Source organism: Desulfofalx alkaliphila DSM 12257 (assembly GCF_000711975.1).
GTDB classification, from domain to species: domain Bacteria; phylum Bacillota; class Desulfotomaculia; order Desulfotomaculales; family Desulfohalotomaculaceae; genus Desulfofalx; species Desulfofalx alkaliphila.
This window is the reverse complement of the sequence record NZ_JONT01000004.1, coordinates 89,769-112,647: the sequence shown is the minus strand read 5'-3', so window position 1 is coordinate 112,647 and position 22,879 is coordinate 89,769. Positions and strand designations below refer to the sequence as shown.

Genomic DNA, 22,879 nt, shown 5'->3' with positions numbered 1-22,879 from the left:
TGTTGTGATGCAATTGCTTATATGTATTTTTTTGTATTGAGGCTTCTGTAGCAGTTAACTTTTATGGGTTTCGCTATTTGGTATTCTATTGTAATAGAGAGCTAAGTCACTTAATTTTTCTTCTAATTCCTCATTTAGTACCCCTTCTGAAAAGCGCCATCGCCAGTTCCCGCCCACTGTTCCGGGATAATTCATTCTGGCATCGGTATCTAAGCAGAGTATATCCTGCAAAGGCACCACCGCCATATTAGCCTTACTTTGGTAAGTAATTTCAATAAACCGCCAGCAAATGTCAGAATCATTGGCGCATTTTCCCAAATCCAAATATCTGGATATTTGCTTGATGAGTTGGGGATTATTTTTCAAAGTTCCTTTATACCAACCTAACATGGTATCATTATCGTGGGTGCCGGTATAGACGGCCTCATTCTCAAGATGATAATAGGGTGAAAATTGTCTGACATCATTACTTTCAAAGGCAAATTGCATCACTCTCATGCCGGGAAAATTATATTTATCCTTTAATGCTGTCACCTCAGGGGTAATAATACCTAAATCTTCAGCTATTACCGGCAGGTCTTCCAAATATTCACGAACCCTTAAGAACAATTTATCGCCCGGTGCCTTTACCCAACGACCGTTAATGGCGGTCTTCTCCCCTGCCGGCACCTCCCAATAGGATTCAAACCCCCTAAAGTGATCTATTCTGATAATATCCACCAGTTTTAACAGCGTTTCAAATCGCTTGCGCCACCATTTAAAATCGTCCTTGACCATTTGCTCCCAATTATAAATTGGGTTACCCCAGAGTTGACCTGTGGAGCTAAAATAATCAGGCGGCACCCCTGCCACTGTTACAGGGTTGTTTTTCTCATCTAAATCAAACAAGTCTGGATTAGCCCAAGTATCACTGCTGTCAAAGGAGACATAAATGGGTAAATCACCAACAATTCTTATTCCTTTTTTATTTGCATAGTCTTTTAACTCTTCCCATTGGCTAAAGAAAAGATATTGCAAAAAATAGTGATACTGTATTTGGTCATCTAGTAGATTTTGATAGTACTTAAGCGCAGTTTCGCTTCTCAAAGCTATCTCTTGGGGCCAGCAATTCCAAGCCAGTCCTTTAAAATGTTCCTTCAGGGCCATAAAGGCGGCAAAACTACCCAGCCAAGGTCTGTGCATTTCAATAAACTGCTGATATTCCATGGGTTTTTCCATCTTCTTAAAGCGGCCGTATGCCTTTTTAAGCCAATATTCTTTAAAGTTTTTTACTTTTTCAAACTCTATCTGTTGGTAATTAAAGATTGGCACCTTTGATATACATTGTGCTGATAAATACCCCTGCTCTACTAATTTGTCTAAAGAAATTAACATGGGATTGCCGGCAAAGGCAGAGGGGCTTTGGTAAGGGGATTCCCCGTAACCCACCGGATTTAGCGGCAGTATTTGCCATATACTTTGCTTACTGTTGTGTAAAAAATCAACAAACTTATAGGCATTGGCCCCCAAGTCCCCTATACCATACCTAGAGGGTAATGAAGTGGGGTGCAGTAATATTCCGCAAGTTCTAACGCCAGTCATTAATTATCCTTTCCTCCGTGGCTGCTTGTTACTTCCTTGATTAGTAATTTACCTTCCAAAGGTGCTAAAGATATATTTAACAACCCTTTTTTTATACTTAATTTTTCCTTCGTAAATATGTCGGTTAATTTATCGCTGCACCATTTACCAACATCAACACTGACATTTATTCTGCGATTAATACTTCTGTTAAACAGTACCAGTGCCGTATTGTTGGGCTGCTTCCTTCCAAAAACATCTTTGCCATTCTTAATTAGCCTCACATAACCATAAACATCGTCTGCTATAGGTAAGGAAATCCAGCTGCCTGTTCGTAACACGGCATAAGTATTGCGTAGAAATATAATTTTTTTATACCATGCTAAAAGCTGTTTATTTTCGCTGCCCCAGGGATAAGTGCCCCGGCACAGGGGGTCACCATATCCTTCCATGCCAACTTCATCACCATAGTAAATACATGGGGCCCCCGGAAAGGTCATTTGAAAAAGCGATAACATTTTAAGTCTTTTTATTGCCAAATCTTTTTGGTGCTCATTTAACTTGTAGCAAATCTGTTCCTCCTTGGATAAGGTGTGGGCAGGGGGGGCATCACCAAGCAGCGTTAGCACCCGCGGCACGTCGTGGGTACCCACCATATTCATAGTGGCAAAAAAATGTTCCCGGGGATAGTTTTCATACAAACTCATCAACCGATGGTGAGTATGCCAAGCGTTATCATGGCCCAAAAAAAAGCTAAGTAAAATATCTCTTAAAGGGTAGTTCATTACCGAATCTAATTCATCACCCAAAAGATACTCACGCATTTCACCATAGCTAATTTTATTGGAGGCATCTTCCCATACCTCTCCTATCAGAACCGACTGCTCATCCATCTCTTTCATTACTTTCCTAAAATTTTTGACAAACTGCCCCGGCAACTCATCTACCACATCCAAACGCCAACCTTTAATACCTGTTTTCATCCAATGCCTTAATACACTGTCTTTATTGTAAATAATAAAATCCTGGTATGAGGGATCATTTTCATTAACGTTAGGCAAGGTGTCTATACCCCACCAACACTCATACTCATGGGGATAGTTGTAAAAAGTATACCATGAATAATAAGGAGATTCCTTAGATTGATAAGCGCCCAGTTCCGGGTAATGCCCCTCTTTATTAAAATAGATACTATCGCTGCCTGTGTGGCTAAAAACTCCGTCAAGAATGATTGATATCCCCATTTTGCCGGCCCTTTGGCAAAGTTCTTTAAACAGCTCATTATCACCAAACATGGCATCTATTTTTTTATAATCCGCAGTGTCATACTTGTGATTACTGGGGGCTTCAAAAATAGGATTAAAATAGATGGTGTTTATGCCCAGATCCTTGAGGTATGGCAACTTTTTCATTACCCCAAGAAGATTGCCTCCAAAAAAATCAAAACATACAGTTTTCCCTGTTTCCGGATCTTTTCTATAATAGGGCGTCTCTTCCCAGTGATCGTAAAGATAACACCTTTTTTTCAGGTTTAGTAGTTGACCGTCTTCGTTACCGTTAAAAAAGCGATCTACAAAAATTTGATACATCACCGCATCCTTAAACCAATGGGGTGTGGATAAGTCTTTTTTATAAACGGTCACCTGGAAAGATGGAGGTTGATGCCGGTATACCTGGCCACTACCCCCCAAGTTTGCACCATTGTTACCGTAATACAGGGTAACACCATTCAAAGTTACTATAAAATAATACCAAAGAAGACCGGGGGATTGGGGTGCTGTTATTTCACAGCTAAATATCATTTTATCTCCCATGCCCGTTACTAAATACATGGGCACCTTCTCTTCTGTGGTACCGTACTTCCATAGGCGTAACACAACTTTATCCGGCGGCAATACAGAGCATATTTCTAAACTTAGTTTTATTTTTTGGCCGCACCTAACAGCACCAAAGGGGTCTCGAAAAAATAAATCATGGGAATTATGTAATATTCGTGGTTCATCCATTATATCGTCACAACCTTTTATATTAATCAATTACCACCGGGCTAACCTTCCATATTCCTGTGGCATATTCGCCAATGGTTCTGTCACTGGAAAACTTGCCGGAATGCGCAATATTTATGATCGATGTTTCTAACCATTTTTCCCTTTGTTTATAAGTATTATCCACCTTACACTGTGCTTCCACATAAGAAGAAAAATCTTTTAACACAAAATACTCATCATGATATAAAAGATGATTGTGCAAGGCCTTAAACTCTTCCTGGGGTGTTAATAAAAATCCGTTCACCATCTGATCAATCACTCTTTTCACCCGCTCATCGCTATTGTATATATCCATAGCTTTATATCCGCCGTGATAATAGTAATTTTGTACTTCTAAAGCATTGAGACCGAAAATAACAATGTTGTTTTCCCCTACTTCCTCTTTTATCTCCACATTGGCACCGTCCAGTGTGCCAATGGTAAGGGCGCCGTTCATCATAAACTTCATGTTGCCGGTACCCGATGCTTCTTTGCTGGCAGTGGATATTTGTTCACTGACGTCTGCAGCGGGTATAATTGACTCCGCCAGCGATACATTATAGTTTTCTATAAATACCACCTTTATTTTATCGTTAATGGTTTTATCATTATTTATTACATCAGCCACTGAATTAATTAGCTTAATGGTTTCCTTTGCCAAGTGGTAAGCTGGGGCAGCTTTGGCTCCAAAAATAAATGTGCGGGGAGTTATATCCCAGTTGGGATTATCTTTTAAGCGGTTATATAAATCCATAATATGCATAACATTTAATACTTGTCTTTTATAGGCATGTAAACGTTTAACATGTACATCAAAGATAGAACTAATATCAACATCTATACCGTTTTGCCTTCTTATGAGCATTGCCAATTTCTTTTTATTATCTTGCTTTATTTTGAGTATTTCCTCTTGAAAGGACTTATCATTAGCATAATTTCGCAGGACAATTAAATCACTGGGGTGGTAAATCCAACTGCTTCCGATGGTGTCAGATATCAGTTCTGCCAATTTGGGATTGGCTTTAATTAAAAAGCGCCGGTGTGTTACTCCATTTGTCTTATTATTGAATTTATAAGGATATATGCTATAAAAAACCCCTAAAACATGTTTTTTTAATAACTCAGTATGAATTCGAGAGACACCGTTAACACTGTAACTTCCCACCAGGGCTAAGTTAGCCATTCTTATATGCCCATCATGAATAATTGCCACCTTATCAATGGGCTGACTATGTTTTGGATACTTATTGATCATCTCTTGGCAAAACCGTTTATTTATTTCCTCTACAATCATATAAATTCTCGGCAGTAAGCCCTTAAACATATCCACCGGCCATTTTTCCAGTGCTTCAGATAGGGTGGTGTGATTGGTGTAAGAAACGGTATTAGTGGTCACCTGCCAGGCATCATCCCATCCTAACCCCTCTTCATCCATTAAAATACGCATCAACTCCGGTATAGCCAAAACAGGATGTGTGTCATTAATGTGAATAGAAATATTATCAGCAAAATTTTCTAAGGAACCGTGCTTCTTCTTATAACGTCTCACAATACTTTGTATGCCTGCAGAAACAAAGAAATATTGTTGTTTTAAACGCAATAATCGGCCCTGTACGTAACTGTCATCGGGATAAAGCACCTGGGATATTGCCTCCATGGAGTATTTGTACTCCACTGCCTTTAAATAATCACCTTTACTAAAAGCCTGAAAATCAAAATCCTTTTGTGCCACTTCTGCACTCCATAAACGCAAGGTGTTTACTGTATTATTTTTATAACCCACTATGGGAGTGTCATAGGGAACGGCCATCACTGAATGGTAGTTTTCATGGATAAAAGTCATTTTTCCATTAACCGTCCCTATTTTTACGTCGCCCCCAAAGCGTACTTCAACAGCCTTTTCTGCCTTCTTTACTTCCCATACATTACCTTTTTTAAGCCAATTATCCGGTAGTTCTACCTGATAACCATTAACTATTTTTTGCTCAAATAGGCCATACCTGTATCTTATTCCGCATCCATGACCGGGAAGATTCAAGGATGCCAAAGAATCTAAAAAACATGCACCCAGCCTGCCCAATCCCCCATTTCCAAGGCCAGGATCCGGTTCTTGACCTATGATATTGTTGTAATCAATGCCTAGTTCGTCTAAAGCCTCTTTACACATGTCTTTTATATCTAGATTAATCAAATATGATTCCAGCATTCTCCCCAGCAAAAACTCTAATGAAAAATAATAAACCTGCTTTACACCATCTTGAAGATAATGCTTGTTGGTCTTTACCCAATTTTTACTGACATAATCTCTTACTAAACTACCTAACACCATATATCTTTCCGAATCTGATGATTCTTCCAAACTTATGGCATACATGGTCTGCAATTTTTCTAAAAATGATCTTTTAAAATTTTCCTTATTACTAAACAAAGATCTACCCCCTCATATACCCTTCCAATTTATTGTTTTGGATCGCCGGTTATTAAGTTACGATAGAGCTCAAGGTACTTTTTAGCAGATTTCGACCAGCTGCAATCTGAACTGATGGCATTTTGCATCAGATGCAGCCACTTATCTTTTAATTGATAAATTTCCACTGCCTTTTGCAGGGTGTTAAACATTTCATGGGCATTATAATTTTCAAAAACAAAACCATTCCCCACACCGCTTATCTCGTCGTAAGCTTGTATAGTGTCCTTAAGACCTCCTGTTTTTCTCACGACCGGCACGGTTCCGTAACGTAGGGCAATCATTTGCCCTAAACCACAGGGCTCAAAAAGGGATGGCATTAAAAAAATATCAGAGGCAGCATAGATTTTGTGGGCCAATTGCCGGTCAAAGGTAATATTGGCTGAGAGTTTGTCGGGGTATTTATTGGCATAGTTTATAAATAACTGTTCGTAACATTTCTCACCTGTCCCTAATACCACCATCTGTATTTCCATGCGCAAAATTTTATCCAGCACATGGGCAACCAAATCAAAACCTTTTTGACTAACTAACCGGGAAACCATTGCTATCATGGGAACATCATTGACAGGTAAACCCAGTAACTCTTGTAGGTGCCTTTTGTTTATCGGTTTATTTTTAATGGTATCCTTACCATAACGGGCAACTATATATTTATCTATTTTTGGATTATAAACTTCATAATCAATGCCGTTTATTATGCCGTATAATTGGTCTCCCCTATCTTTGCAGACACCGTCTAACTGCTCACCAAAAAAAGGAGTTTTAATTTCCTCACTGTATGTTCTGCTTACAGTGGTGACCAGATCGGCCATCTTTATACCACACTTCATGAAATTTACTTGACCAAAGAACTCCAATTCTGGGTAATTATAAATATCTTCATTTAAAGAGAGCAAATCAGGTAATATATTCTTATTAAAAATACCTTGATATTTCAGATTATGTATTGTAAAAACGCTTAATGTATTGGAAATACTATGATAGTGTTCTTTAAGAAACAATATTAAGGGGGCGGTATGCCAGTCGTGGCAGTGAATAAGGTCCGGGGTAAATCCAAGGTAGGGTATTGCTTCTAAGACCGCTTTACTAAAAAACACAAAACGCTCTGCATCGTCTTCAAATCCGTAGACATCGTTTCTTTTAAAGTAGTATTCATTATCAATAAAATAAAAGGGTTTATTTTTTATTTTATATATTCCGCAATATTGATTTCTCCAGCCCAGCGCCACATTAATACTTTTTTTAAATATCATTTGCTTGGTATACTCTTCAGGAATATCTAAATATTTAGGAAGGATTACCCGTGCGTCAACACCAAGTTTTCTTAACTCATTTGGCAGGGAACCGATTACATCTCCCAGGCCACCTTTTTTAATATAGGGTGACGCCTCTGCGGCAACAAATAATACTTTTATTATTTAGACCACCTCTTCCAAATATCCGGCCGCAACTGACGCCGCCGGATATATACTCTGTAAAATCTTAGTTTGCGTCAAAGTTATTAAATCACCATTTTTTTTTCTATATATATGGGGTAATTTTTTTCCCCCCTAATATGTCTGTCTTTTGTAATGCGCACCTCTTTGTCTGTTATGGTGTTTTCCACCAGGGCATTTTGTTCGATAACGGTTTTTTGCATAAGGATACTGTTTTTTATATGGGCCCCTTTAGCAACCTTCACACCTCTAAATAAAATGCTATTTTCAACTTTGCCTTCAATTACACAGTTATTGGCCACCAATGAGTTGCTCACCTTGGAACTAAACATATACTTAGTGGGTGGTCCGTCTTTAACCTTGGTATAAACAAAGCCCGGATTATAAAATAAACTTTTCCTGGTTTCATTATTAAGTAAGTCCATATTATAATGATAATAACTTTGTAAGGAATAAATTTTTGCCATGTAACCTGTATATGGGTAGCCATATATATCCAGCATACTAATGTTTCTTATTAAGGCATCCTTTATAAAATTATAGTATCCCCTGGAAACACAAGCATCCACCAAGTCCATTAATAGGTTTTTTTCCATAATGAACATATCCATGGATATTTTCTTATGCCCTAATATTTGCCGGTTTACTTTCATATCCACCACCCTTCCTTCATCTGTTAACTTAATCTCAGTACCCAAAAAATAATTGTTGTCAGTATTTTTCATATCCTTATATAGCACCGTAATGTCTGCATTGGTATTTAAGTGATATTCAAAGGCCTTGTTAAAATCTAGGTTACAAATAACATCCCCCTCGGTGATAATTACATATTTTTGTTTGCTGTGATTGATGTAATCAAAATTGTCATATATGTTTTGCAAAACCCCTTTATTGAGGTTAGCACATGAATCAATTTCCGGAGTTAAAATAAATAATCCGTCCCTTTTTCTATCTAAATCCCAATCTTTACCCGAACGTAGGTGGTCTATTATTGAACGATGTTTATTTTGGGTAACAACGCCAACATTTCTGACTCCTGAATTTACCATGCTGGATAGAATAAAATCAATTACCCGATAACGCCCTCCGAAAGGAACCGAGGCAATTGGCCGGAATCGTACAAGGCCGCTTAAATATTGATTATTATCGCTAAGACTAATAATGCCCATTACGTTTTTCATATTACCTCTCCCCAATTTTAAAAAGTGTTATCTTGGAACTTATAACTAACAGTTAAATTGCAAGGTATTTTGGTGTTATTAGGAAGGTTAGTGTTTTCTCCGATAACTGTAATACCGTCGTTACTTAAACTTTCTTGATGCCCTTCATTGTGATAGCCAATAATACAATTGTCTCCCACCACTGTTTTCTCACAAACAATAGCTTTGCTGATCAATACATTTCTGCCTATGGTTACACCGGGCATAATTATGGAATCCTTTATAACTGAACCTTCACCCACATAGACACCCGTAAATAGCACCGAATGATTAACATTACCGAAAATTTGACATCCTTCACTAATTAATGAACAAGTGACCACAGCTTGCTCGGAAATATATTGTGGGGGTTTGGACGGATTCACTGAGTAAATTCGCCAATGGGGATCATATAGATCCAGTTTAGGATTATCACTTAACAAATCCATGTTGGCCTCCCAAAGACTCTTTACAGTACCCACGTCTTTCCAGTACCCTGTAAAATTATAAGCAAAGAGGTTTTCACCATTGGTAAGCATTTTAGGGATAATATTTTTTCCAAAATCATTTTCAGAATCAGCATCTTTTTCGTCTGCTATTAAATACTCTCTTAATAATTTCCAATTGAAAGTATAAATGCCCATTGAAGCGTAGTTGCTTTTAGGATTTTTAGGTTTTTCTTCAAATTCAATTATTTTATTATTAAGATCGGTGTTTAAAATGCCAAACCTATGGGCCTCATCCCAAGGAACCTTAATAACTGCGATGGTTGCATCTGCATTTTTATTTTTATGATATTCAAGCATTAAAGAGTAATCCATTTTATATATATGGTCTCCGGATAACACCAGAACATAATCAGGGTTATATATATCTAAAAAGCTAATATTTTGATAAATTGCATTGGCAGTTCCTTTGTACCACTCCCCACCTTTTTCACGCACAAAAGGGGGCAGAAGAGTTACACCACCATTTTTCCGATCTAAATCCCAGGGGCTGCCTATACCAATATAAGAATTTAGCTTTAGCGGTTGGTATTGGGTAAGTACCCCTACAGTGTCAATGCCGGAGTTATAGCAATTGCTCAAAGGAAAATCTATAATGCGATATTTGCCACCAAAGGGCACCGCCGGTTTAGCCAGTTTATGGGTTAATATACCTAACCTGCTACCCTGCCCCCCGGCAAGTAACATTGCCACACATTGTTTTTTTCTTATCACCCTCACTACCCCCCAACCACTTTAGTTTTTTACCTGTAAAATCACCACTGCCAACGGAGGAAGATTTAATTCGGCGGAATAGGGTTGATTGTGCCATGGAACCGATTGTGCTTTTATGAAGTTGTTTTTTTGCCCCGAACCTCCATACTGCTCCCAATCACTATTAAATATTTCTTCATAAACCTTCAATTCCGGAACACCGATTCTATATTTTTTTCGTACAACCGGTGTAAAATTGCAAACTATTAACAGGTAGTCCGCTAAATTTATTGCCCTTCTGATAAATACAATAACACTTTGACTGTAGTCTTGATGATCAATCCACTGAAAACCATGCCAACCTTTATCGTTTTCCCATAAAGCCCTTTGCTTGCGGTAAAAATGATTTAATTGTTTTACATAGTTCTGCAATTTTTGATGCATGTCATAGTCTAAAAGATGCCAATCTAAACTCTGCTGATATTGCCACTCAATAAACTGACCAAACTCACCACCCATAAATAGAAGCTTTTTCCCCGGGTGGGCCATCATATATCCCAGGAGCAGCCTTAAATTTGCAAACTTCTGCCAATAATCACCGGGCATTTTGTTTAATAAAGATTTTTTCCCATGAACTACTTCATCATGGGATAAGGGTAAAACAAAGTCTTCTGAAAAAGCATAAGTAAAGGAAAAAGTGAGCAAGTTGTGGTGCCACTTTCTGTGTATACAATCTGTTTCCATATAACGGAGCATGTCATTCATCCATCCCATATTCCATTTGTAGTTATATCCTAAACCGCCCATATAGGTGGGTTTTGTTACCATGGGCCATTGGCTGGAGTCCTCTGCGATCATTAAAGCGTTGGGATAGTTTTTAAATATTATCTCATTAAGTTTTTTCATAAAGCCCACTGCCTCTAAATTTTCTTTACCGCCATATTTATTAGCTACCCATTGTCCTTCTTCTTTGCCGTAGTCTAGGTATAACATCTGGGCCACCGCATCAATCCTCAACCCATCTATATGAAAGACCTCAAACCAAAAATAGGCATTAGAAATTAAAAAACTTAACACTTCAGGTTTTGTAAAATCAAAATTACAGGTGCCCCACTGATGATTTTCTCTTTTAAGAGGGTTTTCATGCTCATATAATGGACTGCCGTCAAACATTCGCAAACCGTGATCGTCTTTGCAAAAATGTCCTGGTACCCAATCTAATATCACTCCAACACCTCTTTGATGACATTTATCTATAAAATACATAAAATCCCTTGGATTGCCGTAGCGGCTGGTCACAGAAAAATAACCTGTTGATTGATACCCCCATGACCCATCGTAAGGGTGTTCTGACAAAGGAAGTAATTCTATATGGGTGTATCCCATTTTTACCACATAGTCAACAAGTTCATTGGCTAAATGACGATATGTTAAAAAGCTATTATTGTGACCCCGCTTCCATGATCCTAAATGTACTTCATATATATTTAACGGATATCTTTGTCTTAGTTTTATTTTCTTCTTTTTTTGCCATTTGCTATCCCCCCAATGATAACTGCCTAAATTAAAAACCTTTGAAGCTGTTTGCGGTCTACATTGGGCATAAAAACCATAGGGGTCAGATTTTAAAATGGTTTCTCCTTGATCTGTTATAATTTGGTATTTATATATATCACCTTCTTTTAATTCAGGCACGAAAAGTGTCCATATACCGGAATCCTTTCTTTTTTTCATCAAATGGTGATCACCGTTCCAATTATTGAAATCGCCAACCACCCTAACCTCAGCTGCCTTGGGTGCCCACACAGCAAATTGTACGCCAGACTTTTGTTTTTTTAACCTGATATGGGCACCCATTTTCCTATATATTTGATAATGCAAACCTTTATGAAAGAGATATAAATCGTTGTAAGAAAACAATAAAAAACAACTCCTGATTACCATAAATTTACTTCTCATAATAACATAGATACTATCAAAGCTTTGTCAAATATTGCACCCTATGTTTCAGGTAAAAAAACATTATTATGTATAAATTAACATTATTAAGGTATAATACCGATTAGAATTAAAAATGAAACCGCCTCCATACAGAGGCGGTTAGTCACAGACATTTTCAGGGTTCAACAGACACCTGCTCTCTTTGGCTTTGCCTATGTCCGTTGCCCTACACGTGTTATTGTTGAGGGGTTTCCAAAGGCGCGGATTGGGTTACTTGAGCCGTTTGACCATTTGCAAGGGCTTGCTCAGCAAAGGCTACCAGACGTTTGGTCATGTTACCACCTACATAACCGTTCACACGGCTGGGCAGTTGCCCCTTATCCATTTGTTGGTAATTAGAAATACCTAATTCGTTTGCAATTTCATACTTCATTTGGTTTAGGGCACTGGAAGCACCAGCTTTTACGTGTTGGTTTGAACTACGAGCCATTAATATCGCCTCCTTTAATATTTTTTGTTGGTTGCTTGGCTCTGTCTTTATTATGGCTAACGTCAAAAATATAATGTGTGAAAAATTATAACAACCAAACCCAATTATGGTTTGGTTGTTTATTTTACACCACCCTTTTAATGTTTTGTTTTCTCCACTTCTCTTTAATTCTATATAAAGCTAAGTTCCAACGTGTATCGTTTGGAACTATCTCCCTGATCACAGTTACAAACATAATATTGCCAATTTTACAAGCTGATACTAAATCATCGTTATTTTCTCTTGCCTTTGTCATAACATAACGATATTCATTTTGTTCTAAATATGGCAATAAATCTACCGGTTCTAGGTATTCAGAGAAATCGTAAAAATAACTTTGCATATCTAATAGACGCTTTTTTAACCTCAATATGGTTAAGGCTCCATTTTGCCCGGTAAATGGGATTTTTCCTTCTTTGGCAGCTTCTATAATTTTATGTGGGTCAGTTTCTATAATGTGCATGATGCCCCCACGGCTTAAAACAGGATTAAACTCGTCAAACAGCGACATTGCAAGAGTTCTAAACTCGTTGGCTTTACTCAAAATATCCCTTAAAAGTAACATACAACATTTCCTCCCGCTTCCTATTTGTATCTTTTTTCTCTATCTAAATATTCAAGGAGTTCTTAATTTTTACCTTTGGAGATACTGACTTCTTTTGTCGTCTGCAATAAAAATATTGTAATATTTTAACATTTCAACTTGGTGGAGTACTTGACTGCAATTTGCATATATCAGTAACATAATTATCATTTAATTCGTATCATATACCGTGACAAATTATGGAGAGGAGGCATAATCGAGCGGTATGACAAATCCAATATTTGGGGACAAAAAAGACCCAGATAATTATTATTATCATACTGACCCCACAGTACAGTTATTAATTTTTGCTCTTTCTACACGTCCTGAAATAGAAGTCCAACTCAGGCAAGCATTAAACATAATTCAAGGTGTAAGCAATACGGTAACTTCATTGCGTAGGGGTATAGAAACCATGAATGCAAGTATGCTGGAAGCTAGCCGTCATATCTACTCTTTATCCCCTGCCCCTGGTGAACCTAAAATTAATAATGGCAATCAGGTATTATTTAACGACTCTAAAACTATACCAATTCAGGAAAAACATAAATAAAAGGGGTTTTTTGTATATAGGCGTGACTACACGTCTATATTTTTTTACAAGAGGAATGTAAAAGACGAGAAAAATTTTTATTGAAGTTAAACCGTTGACAGCTTAGCGGCATATGATGCCACAGGAGGTGTTATCATGGAACAAACAAAGGGTTCTGATAAACCGGTGCTTGATAGGATTGAATTACTATTACCCCCAAAGTTAACATTAAAACTAACCGCCTTAGCCTTTGAACGTGGCCAAACCTTAAATGAAGTAATATTAGAAGCCATTTGGGATCATATAGAAAATAATAGTAATAACTTTACCAATTAAATTTTAAGCGTTATAATTAGTTAATTGACAAGTTGAGGAACAGAGGTGATATTAGTGAACGGTGCAATTAAAAACATACCATTACCACAATGTTATTACCCAGTAAAGATTGGAGCCAGGGGTAGTATTTGCATTAGGTTTGGTTGCACACCAGTATGTGTAAATTGCAGGTATGCTAAACCGGAAAATACCCCCGCCTGTTATGCTGCACTACCCGGGTATGCTGATGAATGTGTATCACCTTATTATTCGCCCCAATGTAAAAATTTCTGCCGTTACGCCATTAGATACGACTAAACATTCATCTGTTTACCCACACACTTGAAACAAAGCAACATTTATCAGGAAATTTATTTGAGGAGCGGGTTTTCTAACCTGCCTTATTAATGAGGGGCGGTATGGAAACCGCCCCTAGGTAGTTTTAAGTAAATAAGGCTTTATATTGGTGGACTAAGTCCGCCTTTGTTATTTTAAGGGTGGTAGGCCTTTCTTTGCTCTTTCCATCTGTCGTAGTTGAACTCGGCGAATTTTTCCACTTACTGTCTTGGGGAGACTGTCTATAAACTCAATTTCCCTGGGATATTTATAAGGGGCAGTAATCTTTTTAACATGGTTTTGTAGTTCTTTAACAAGCTCTAAGGATGGCTGATAACCCTCAGCAAGGACCACGTAGGCCTTCACTATTTCACCCCTAAGCTCATCAGGGCTTGCAACCACTGCCGATTCAGCAACAGCAGGGTGCTCAATTAGCGCACTTTCCACTTCAAAGGGCCCTATGCGATAGCCGGAAGCTAATATTACATCATCGCTGCGCCCTACAAACCAAAAATAGCCGTCTTCATCAACCACACCCCTGTCACCGGTAACATACCAGCGCCCCCTTCTGGTGGCCAGTGTTTTAATGGGGTCTTGCCAATATTCCTTAAATAGGCCTGCCGGTGGCTCAGGTTCAACCTCGATGGCAATGTCACCCTCTTTACCGGCCGGTAATTCTGTTCCGGTGTCATCAATTATCGCTACCTTAAAGCCCGGTGCAGGTTTACCCATTGAACCTTGACGCACTTCTAAACAGGGGAAGTTGCCCAGCACCATGACTGTTTCCGTTTGCCCATACCCATCTCTAATGGTTATGCCGGTATGCTCACGCCATACTGATATTACCTCAGGGTTTAGGGGCTCTCCTGCTCCTACACAGTGTCGTAACGTTGAAAACTTATATTGACTTAAATCCTCAAGTACAAGCATACGGTAGATGGTGGGAGCTGCACACAAGGTGGTAATTGGGTATTTACATAATAAATCTAACATGTTCCTTGGATTAAACTTTCCGGTTTCATGATATGTAAACAAACAGCTACCCTGGTGCCAAGGTCCAAATAAGCTGCTCCAGGCAGCCTTGGCCCAACCGGTATCTGACAAATTCCAGTGCAAGTCATCTTCACGCAAGTCCAGCCAGTATTTTCCGGTCACTATGTGTGCGTATGGATAGCTAATGTTAGTATGTAGTGTCATCTTGGGGTAACCGGTGGTTCCCGATGTAAAATATAATAATGCTCCGTCTGTGCCTTTAGTTTTTGCAGTGGTAAACTTATCGGATGCATTACTGACTGCCTGGGCATAATTTATCCAACCTTCTCTATTGCCCACCACCACTTTAGTTTTTAATGAAGGACAATTGGCAGCAATTTCTTCAACCTTCCCTGCATTGTCTTCGTCTGTAACTATAGCCACTGCCTTGGCCGTATTTATTCTAAACTCGATATCCTTAGGGGTAAGTTGTATAGTGCCTGGGCTGATGATGGCACCCATCCTTAAGCACCCAATCATTATTTCCCACCATTCAATTAGCCGTGGCAATATGACAACCACACAGTCCCCTTGTTTTACACCGCTGTTAGTTAAAACGTTAGCAACTCGACATGATTGCTCTTTAAAATCATTAAATGTGCGTTTTACTTCATTACCCTTGTCATCTGCCCAAATCATGGCAAGTTTATCGGGATTTTCTGCCCATTTATCCACTACGTCTGCAAAATTATAATACTCCGGTGCATTCCATCGAAACTCTGCATATGTTTTGTCGTAATCTAGCATATTGTGCCGAAATTCTGTCATAAAAGCATTAACCTCCGTTCTAATTTTTGACTGTTTGTCCAAACAATTGTACAGCTTGTTTTCAGAATCTTTTAAACCATAAATTTAATCTATTCTATACTTAAGCTACATTTTCCTGCTATAAAGTAGTAAGATTTTCTCAAAATATAGTATATTTTTATCTAAATATATTAAGTAGATGTTTTTTTGATATAATATGGCAGGATATTAGCTTTATAAGTCGAAATCTATAGCATAATACAATATATGGAAAGGGAGATCAGTATGGGTGAACCGGTGACTATTAAAGGCACCCGGCAAGGCCTTGTTATTTTATATGATTCTAATGCCGATTTTGAAGAAATAAAAGATTCTTTACATAGGAAAATGGCTTCTGCAAAGGGTTTTTTTAAGGGGGCTAAATTTTCCCTGCATAATGAAAAAAACTTGCTTGAAAATCAAAAAAATGAACTGGAGAATATTTGCATTCAATACGGGCTGGTATTAAGTGAAGAACAGGTTGTTCTGCCCCGTGGAAATAAAACAGTTCCTACAAATGACAATATGCCACAGCATACAAAGAAATCTTCTTCTCCACCCGGTGACCAAAAGACCCTGCTGATAAAACGGACCTTACGCTCCGGGCAGAGTATCCAATATGACGGACATGTTGTGGTCATGGGAGATGTGCATGCAGGTGCTGAAATAATTGCCACAGGATATATATTGGTCATAGGTCGCTGCAGCGGTGTTGTCCATGCAGGGGTTTCCGGTGATTTAAATGCCCAAGTAATTGCAGGTAAGCTATGCCCCACTCAACTACGGATTGGTTCAGCCATAGTTACTTCACCGGAAGAGGAGCCTCAATATCCTGAAGTTGCAAAACTGAAAAATGGGCAAATCATCGTAGAAAGAATAAAGGGCTAGTTTCAGCCCTTTATTTATTTTTTCCGGTCATGTTTGTTACTTAGAAAAACTGCTTTGCTGAAAGTAGCCCGGCAATTGATTTGCAATCTTTAATTTCTCCTTTATATATCATTTTTATGGCCTCATCCAATGGATATTTTTCTACTTTTACAAACTCATCCTCATCCAACTTTTGACCGCGATAAGTCATTTTACGGGCAATGTACAGGTGTAAAATTTCATCACAAAACCCCGGACTACTGTATGTACTAAACATAAGTTTAATATCATCGGCCTCCATACCCGTTTCTTCTAACAATTCCCTCTTCACACATTGTTCAGGTCTTTCCCCTGCATCCAGTTTGCCTGCCGGTATTTCTAATATTACCTCTTTCAGCGGATGACGGTATTGACGTACCAGTAAAACCTCCCCTGCATCTGTTATTGGCACAACAGCCACTGCCCCGGAATGTTCTACCACTTCTCTGGAGGCAATTTTACCGTTGGGAAGCTCCACTGAGTCCACTCGTAAATTTACAACCTTACCTTTATGCAAGATCTGAGACGAAATTGTTTTTTCTATCAGTTTCAATAGAACCCCACCTTCCATATTTTACACTTGTATTATACACCATTGTTAGAATATTAATTAGAAGGATTTAATAATAGTTTTGTAGAAGAAATTATATAATATGGAAAAATAATGCATTGTTACTTCATGCGAAAGGAAGAAAACAGTGGCAACAAAGGTAGGTATTCCACAATCGCTATTTTATTATATGTATTATCCTATGGCTAAAACTTTTTTTAGCGAACTGGGCGTAAGGGTTCTAACCTCCGGCAAAACTTCCAGAGAGATTATTGATGCCGGGGTTCGCGAGGCACTGGCAGATGCATGTGTTCCTATAAAAGTGTTCTTTGGACATGTTCAAACCTTGAAAAATAAGGTTGATTTTTTATTTATTCCCAGAGTTGTGTGTTTAAACGGTAAAAGTATTTATTGCCCAAAATTTTTAGGGCTACCGGATATGATTAATCACGCCTTGGACGGTTTGCCAAAGGTTATTGACACCAGAATTGATGTTCGCAGCTCCCGTTTTGCTGTCTGGCGAGCTTTTAGTGTTATTGGCAGTCACTTCTCAGATAGCAAAACTAAAATATTATTGGCATATCTAAAAGCTCTAAGAGTGCATAAAAAATATAAAAAACTGCAACACCAAGGTCTTCCTCCGGAAAAAGCAATTTCAGCAATTCTAATGGGTAAAAAAGAGATTGCTGCCCACCATAAAGATTACCACTTAAGGTTTGCTGTCCTTGGATACCCTTATGCTGTTCATGACAGTTACATAAGTATAAACATTCTTGAAAAGTTAAACCGATTAGGGGTTAAAGTTATTACTGTTGAGCAAGTACCGATTAGTCAGTTAAATAAACAAAATAATAAAATACCCAAAAATATGTTTTGGACTTTTAGCGATATGGTACTGAAATCGGCTTTTCACTTTTTTGAGAATGGTAAGGTAGACGGTATTATTCATCTCACAGCCTTTGGCTGTGGACCTGATTCTATGGTAGACAAATATATGGAGCTTGAATCTAAAAAGCATACCCACATACCTTTTATGACTGTTACCATCGATGAACACAGCGGCGAAGCAGGAATATTTACTCGTTTAGAAGCCTTTGTAGATATGGTTAAACGCAGAAAAGAGGCGATGAAAAATGCCTAAAATAACTTTCCCTCATATGGGTCATTCACATATAGCCTTTAAGATGCTTTTGGAAGAAATGGGCAATGAAGTTATTGTGCCCCCTCGCCCCAGTAAGAAAACACTGGATTTAGGGGTAAAGTATGCGCCGGAATTTGCATGCTTGCCCTATAAAATATTACTGGGAACATATCTTGAAACCATTGAAAAGGGTATGGATACCATTGTCACCTCTGGAGGCTATGGTCCTTGTAGAGCCGGGCACTATGCACATCTACACCAATGTATTATACAGGATTTGGGCCACCCTGTAGATTTAATTTGCTTTGAATCCCCTAAAGAGCATCCACTTAATTTTATACGTAATGTTAGAAAACTTAATCAAGCCCGTTTATCTTACCTGGCAATTTACAAGGCAATAAAAAGGGGTTGGCATAAATTAAAAGCCTTGGATAAAATGGAACAACTAAGTCACAAAATTCGACCCAGAGAGTTAAAATGCGGCTCTGCCACCAGAGTTTATAAGCAGGCACAAGGCTGGCTAGATGAAGCACGCACCCACGATGAAATAGCAGAGGCTGAGGCAGCAGGCATTAAAGCCTTTAAAGAAATTCCCATCGACCCAAACCGTCAAATACTTAAGGTTGGCTTAGTGGGAGAAATCTATGTGCTTTTAGAACCTGCCAGCAACTTAGAGATTGAAGAAACGTTAGGAAATATGGGCGTTGAGGTTGAGCGTTCAATGTATCTAACGGGTTGGACCAAGGATAATTTAGGAAGTGGTACCGAAGAATTAGTTTCTGTCACCGAGGCAGCCCAACCTTATTTACCGGAGTTAATCGGCGGGCATGGCCGTGACACAGTTGGGCATACCGTCTTATATGCTAAGAGGGGCTTTGATGGTGTTATACAGTTAGCCCCATTTACATGTATACCTGAGATTGTTGCCAGAACAATTTTACCCAAAGTCAGCAAAATGCATAACATACCTGTACTGACCTTTTTCTTGGATGAGCAAACCGGTAAGGCCGGTATGGCTACCCGTCTGGAAGCATTTGTAGATTTACTAAGACGCAAACACCGGCAAAATTCTTTTCATTTATCTACCGCCACTTGATGATAAGGAAGGATATACAAATGAATGCATATCTAGGTATAGATGTAGGTTCTGTCAGTACTAATATTGTGGCCATTGACGGTGATGGCCAAGTACTTGTCAATATCTATTTGCGTACCAGGGGTCGTCCCATTGAAGTACTTCAGCATGGCCTAAAGGAAGCGGCATCTAAATTAGGCGAGAAGGTAAAAATTGCCGGTGCCGGAACAACCGGCAGCGGACGTTATCTGGCTGGAGTAATGCTGGGAGCGGATATTATTAAGAATGAGATTACCGCCCACGCTGTAGCAGCATCGGTAATGGTGCCAGACGTTCAAACGGTATTAGAAATAGGTGGACAGGATTCAAAAATTATTATTCTTCGAAACGGAATAGTTACAGACTTTGCCATGAACACCGTTTGTGCTGCAGGCACGGGTTCCTTTTTAGATCAGCAGGCATCACGCTTAAATATACCCATTTCCGATTTCGGTTCATTGGCCTTGGAATCATCTTTACAGGTGAGAATCGCCGGTAGATGTACGGTATTTGCCGAATCAGATATGATTCACAAACAACAGATGGGACATCGATTGCCGGATATCATCAATGGGCTTTGTGAAGCATTGGTGCGAAACTATTTAAATAACGTTGGCAAAGGACTGGAGATACTACCTCCGGTGGTTTTCCAAGGTGGTGTTGCTGCCAACGTAGGCATAAAAGCTGCCTTTGAGCGGGAACTGGGCTTGCCGGTAATAATACCTAAACATTTTGATGTTATGGGCGCAATAGGTGCAGCCCTGTTAGCCAAAGAAGAAACCGATCGTACGGGAAAAACAAATTTCAAAGGCTTTGCCATTACAAACCTGGCCTATCAAACCAGCAGCTTTGAGTGTGACGGCTGCTCCAATGCCTGTGAAGTTGTAGAAATACATGAACAGGATAAAGTTATCGGCAGGTGGGGAAACCGTTGCCACCGTTGGGATATGGTGGAAAGTTAACCGTTTATGAACCATGGTTCATAAACGGTTAATTCTTATTTAGGAACAGTGAAAGTAAATTGACTGCCTTTGCCCAACTCACTGTCTACCCATATGTTACCTTTGTGCAGCTCAATAATTCTTTTACTGATGGCTAATCCCAGCCCTGTACCTGCCCCTCCCCTGGTTCTGGATTTATCTGCCTTATAAAATCGCTCCCATATTAAAGGTATATCTTCTTTAGCAATACCTGGCCCGGTATCAGAAACAGTTATCGAAATCTCAGCTTGGAGATCTTGAACTGTTACAGATACCTGGCCACCTTCACCGCTTACCCGTAAAGCGTTATCTAAAAGATTTGTTAACACCTGGGCCAGCCTGTCTTTATCTGCTTTTACATCCGGTAAATTCTCAGGAATATCATATTGCAATGATACATTTTTTTCTTCAAACAGTGGTTTAAACCTTTCGATTAAATGAACCGTCAATTGTGCAATATTCACAGTTGAAAAATTAGTTTTTAGCTGGCCTGTTTCAAGTCTTCTCATATCCAGCAGTTCATCCACTAGTCTGCGCATTCTCATTAGTTCTTCGTGCACATAGGTTAAGTACTGCTGACGCTGAGATTCATCTTTTGCCATTCCATCCCGCAATGCTTCAGTATATCCTTGAATGATAGTTAAGGGGGTTCTTAACTCATGGGATATACTGGCAACAAAATCCCTGCGATTGTTATCTATTTGTTCCAGGGTTTTAACTTTTTCAGCCAACCGGGCAGACAATTCATTAAAAGATTGGGCCAGCATACCTATTTCATCGCTACTTGTCACCTCTACCCTGCTGTTATAATTGCCTTCTACCATATCTTTGGTTGCCTTGTTAATTTCCAATAGTGGTTTAACCAGTGATCTGGACAAAACTAGACTTAATACAGTTGCTAACAAGACTCCCAATACTGCTGTGTACAGCGAAACATTTTGAAATGCCCTAACCCGGGAGCTTATAGCCGGTATTGGTGCTTGCAACAGTATTGCACCGGTTATTAGCTCCTTATCATAAATAGGAACTCCCACTGTCAAAACTTCAGTATTTGCCAGCTGAGACTGCCCCCTTGCAGCAACTGTCTCTCCTTGTAATACCTGATCTATATTTATTTCAATCCCATACTGGGTATTATCGCCGGCTATGTGAGTATTATTACCCATCATATGACCACGACCATGCCCATGGCCATGACCTTGCCTGCCGTATCTGTCCGGTCCTTGCGTATAAAGTATATCACCTTCACTGTTCAATACTATTACATAGGCACCCAAGGCACTGGCTGTATTCCACATCATGCTTTGCATAACAGTGGAATCATGGAAGTCGGTTACAGATTCGGAAAGTCCTTGGGCAGCGGTTATTAGTTGTTCGGTGTGCTGCCTATAATAGGTGCGTTCAAGTAAAAAAGTCTGTATTAAAACAGAACTTCCTAATACCACCAAAACCAGCAGCACCATAACAACCCAAAGTTTAATAACAATACTTCTACTAATCATTTACCTACCTCGAACTTATAACCAACACCCCAAACAGTATGAATATACTGACAATCACCGCAATGTTTATTTAGTTTATCTCGCAAGCGATTTACATGGGTGTCCACTGTACGCAAATCACCATAATAGTCGTAATCCCAAACATGCCGGAGCAACTGCTCCCGGGAAAAAACCTTGCCAGGATACTGGGCTATAAAATATAGCAAATCAAACTCCTTTGGAGTTAAATTAATTTCCACCTCTTTTATGGCAACTGCCCTTGCATCGGCATCTATTATCAGTCCGTCATATCTAAGCACCCTAGTATTTTTATTAATTGAAGAAGCTGTTGACCTTCTTAGTACCGCCTTCACCCTTGCCACCACTTCCCTTGGACTGAAAGGCTTTACGATATAATCATCTGCACCCATCTCCAAACCCAAAACCTTATCAAATTCATCCCCCTTGGCGGTTAAAATTATAACCGGTATCTGGGAGGTCTGCCTGATCTTTCGACACACATCTAGGCCATCTATTCCCGGCATCATTAAGTCCAAAATAACTAAGTTATAATTATATTCATTAATCATATCCAAGGCTTGCTGACCGCCAGAAGCCTGACTGGTTAAAAAACCTGCTTCCCTTAAGTACATAGATAACAAATCTCTAATCTTTTCCTCATCATCTACTATTAAAATATGTTTTTGGCTTAAATCCATAGCTAATAACCCCTCATCGGCTTTTGATATATTTTATATAATA

General features: G+C 39.0%; 19 protein-coding genes. 6 read left to right on the top strand and 13 right to left on the bottom strand.

From position 1 onward, the window contains the following. Positions 1-54: 54 nt before the first annotated feature. The 9 genes from malQ to BR02_RS0104325 form a co-directional block, all read right to left on the bottom strand. A complete protein-coding gene (malQ, locus tag BR02_RS0104365) occupies positions 55-1,581 on the bottom strand; it encodes a 4-alpha-glucanotransferase (RefSeq protein WP_031514570.1) in 1,527 nt (508 codons plus the stop codon). Continuing rightward, positions 1,581-3,596: a glycoside hydrolase family 13 protein gene (locus tag BR02_RS0104360; protein WP_238442399.1), complete on the bottom strand. Its 2,016-nt coding sequence runs from the start codon at positions 3,594-3,596 to the stop codon at positions 1,581-1,583. Before BR02_RS0104360 ends, malQ begins: the two co-directional genes overlap by 1 nt. Further along, on the bottom strand, positions 3,589-6,015 hold the full coding sequence (locus BR02_RS0104355) for a glycogen/starch/alpha-glucan phosphorylase (protein WP_031514567.1): 2,427 nt from the start codon (positions 6,013-6,015) through the stop codon (positions 3,589-3,591). Before BR02_RS0104355 ends, BR02_RS0104360 begins: the two co-directional genes overlap by 8 nt. Positions 6,016-6,044: 29 nt before the next feature. Next, positions 6,045-7,472: a glycogen synthase GlgA gene (gene glgA / locus BR02_RS0104350; protein ID WP_031514565.1), complete on the bottom strand. Its 1,428-nt coding sequence runs from the start codon at positions 7,470-7,472 to the stop codon at positions 6,045-6,047. Positions 7,473-7,558: 86 nt separating this feature from the next. Beyond that, entirely contained in the window at positions 7,559-8,674 is a 1,116-nt protein-coding gene (gene glgD / locus BR02_RS0104345) for a glucose-1-phosphate adenylyltransferase subunit GlgD (protein WP_031514563.1), read from the bottom strand. Positions 8,675-8,691: 17 nt separating this feature from the next. Further along, positions 8,692-9,909 (bottom strand): glucose-1-phosphate adenylyltransferase, encoded by a 1,218-nt coding sequence (locus tag BR02_RS0104340; RefSeq protein ID WP_031514561.1) that lies wholly within the window; start codon positions 9,907-9,909, stop codon positions 8,692-8,694. Positions 9,910-9,933: 24 nt separating this feature from the next. Next, entirely contained in the window at positions 9,934-11,811 is a 1,878-nt protein-coding gene (glgB, locus tag BR02_RS0104335; RefSeq protein WP_238442398.1) for a 1,4-alpha-glucan branching protein GlgB, read from the bottom strand. Positions 11,812-12,067: 256 nt separating this feature from the next. Beyond that, entirely contained in the window at positions 12,068-12,322 is a 255-nt protein-coding gene (locus tag BR02_RS0104330) for an alpha/beta-type small acid-soluble spore protein (RefSeq protein ID WP_031514556.1), read from the bottom strand. A 124-nt stretch (positions 12,323-12,446) separates the two neighbouring features. Continuing rightward, positions 12,447-12,926, bottom strand: a complete 480-nt coding sequence (locus BR02_RS0104325) for a hypothetical protein (RefSeq protein WP_031514554.1) — start codon at positions 12,924-12,926, stop codon at positions 12,447-12,449. A 244-nt stretch (positions 12,927-13,170) separates the two neighbouring features. On the opposite strand from BR02_RS0104325, the gene BR02_RS0104320 reads away from it, so the two are divergent. After that, entirely contained in the window at positions 13,171-13,497 is a 327-nt protein-coding gene (locus BR02_RS0104320; protein WP_031514552.1) for a hypothetical protein, read from the top strand. 135 nt (positions 13,498-13,632) lie between these two features. Further along, complete coding sequence (locus BR02_RS0104315; RefSeq protein ID WP_031514550.1) at positions 13,633-13,812, top strand: hypothetical protein; 180 nt, start codon at positions 13,633-13,635, stop codon at positions 13,810-13,812. Between the two features lie 465 nt (positions 13,813-14,277). Here BR02_RS0104315 and BR02_RS0104310 read toward each other — a convergent pair whose 3' ends face one another. Then, positions 14,278-15,927 (bottom strand): AMP-binding protein, encoded by a 1,650-nt coding sequence (locus BR02_RS0104310; protein WP_031514548.1) that lies wholly within the window; start codon positions 15,925-15,927, stop codon positions 14,278-14,280. A gap of 264 nt (positions 15,928-16,191) precedes the next feature. Here BR02_RS0104310 and minC point away from each other — a divergent pair, with 264 nt between their 5' ends. Next, complete coding sequence (minC, locus tag BR02_RS0104305) at positions 16,192-16,833, top strand: septum site-determining protein MinC (RefSeq protein ID WP_031514546.1); 642 nt, start codon at positions 16,192-16,194, stop codon at positions 16,831-16,833. A gap of 40 nt (positions 16,834-16,873) precedes the next feature. Here minC and BR02_RS0104300 read toward each other — a convergent pair whose 3' ends face one another. Beyond that, on the bottom strand, positions 16,874-17,404 hold the full coding sequence (locus BR02_RS0104300) for an NUDIX hydrolase (RefSeq protein ID WP_337999119.1): 531 nt from the start codon (positions 17,402-17,404) through the stop codon (positions 16,874-16,876). 145 nt (positions 17,405-17,549) lie between these two features. Here BR02_RS0104300 and BR02_RS0104295 point away from each other — a divergent pair, with 145 nt between their 5' ends. The 3 genes from BR02_RS0104295 to BR02_RS0104285 are packed head-to-tail and all read left to right on the top strand — an operon-like array spanning position 17,550 to position 20,618. Continuing rightward, positions 17,550-18,542 carry an acyl-CoA dehydratase activase-related protein gene (locus BR02_RS0104295; protein ID WP_031514542.1) on the top strand — a complete coding sequence of 331 codons (993 nt, stop codon included), beginning with the start codon at positions 17,550-17,552 and terminating at the stop codon, positions 18,540-18,542. Positions 18,543-18,558: 16 nt separating this feature from the next. Beyond that, entirely contained in the window at positions 18,559-19,638 is a 1,080-nt protein-coding gene (locus tag BR02_RS0104290) for an acyl-CoA dehydratase activase-related protein (protein ID WP_337999118.1), read from the top strand. A gap of 20 nt (positions 19,639-19,658) precedes the next feature. Further along, on the top strand, positions 19,659-20,618 hold the full coding sequence (locus BR02_RS0104285; RefSeq protein WP_031514538.1) for an acyl-CoA dehydratase activase: 960 nt from the start codon (positions 19,659-19,661) through the stop codon (positions 20,616-20,618). Positions 20,619-20,653: 35 nt separating this feature from the next. On the opposite strand, the gene BR02_RS0104280 is transcribed toward BR02_RS0104285, so the two are convergent. After that, positions 20,654-22,138 (bottom strand): sensor histidine kinase, encoded by a 1,485-nt coding sequence (locus BR02_RS0104280; RefSeq protein WP_031514536.1) that lies wholly within the window; start codon positions 22,136-22,138, stop codon positions 20,654-20,656. Next, a complete protein-coding gene (locus tag BR02_RS0104275) occupies positions 22,135-22,836 on the bottom strand; it encodes a response regulator transcription factor (protein ID WP_031514534.1) in 702 nt (233 codons plus the stop codon). Before BR02_RS0104275 ends, BR02_RS0104280 begins: the two co-directional genes overlap by 4 nt. Positions 22,837-22,879 lie beyond the last annotated feature (43 nt).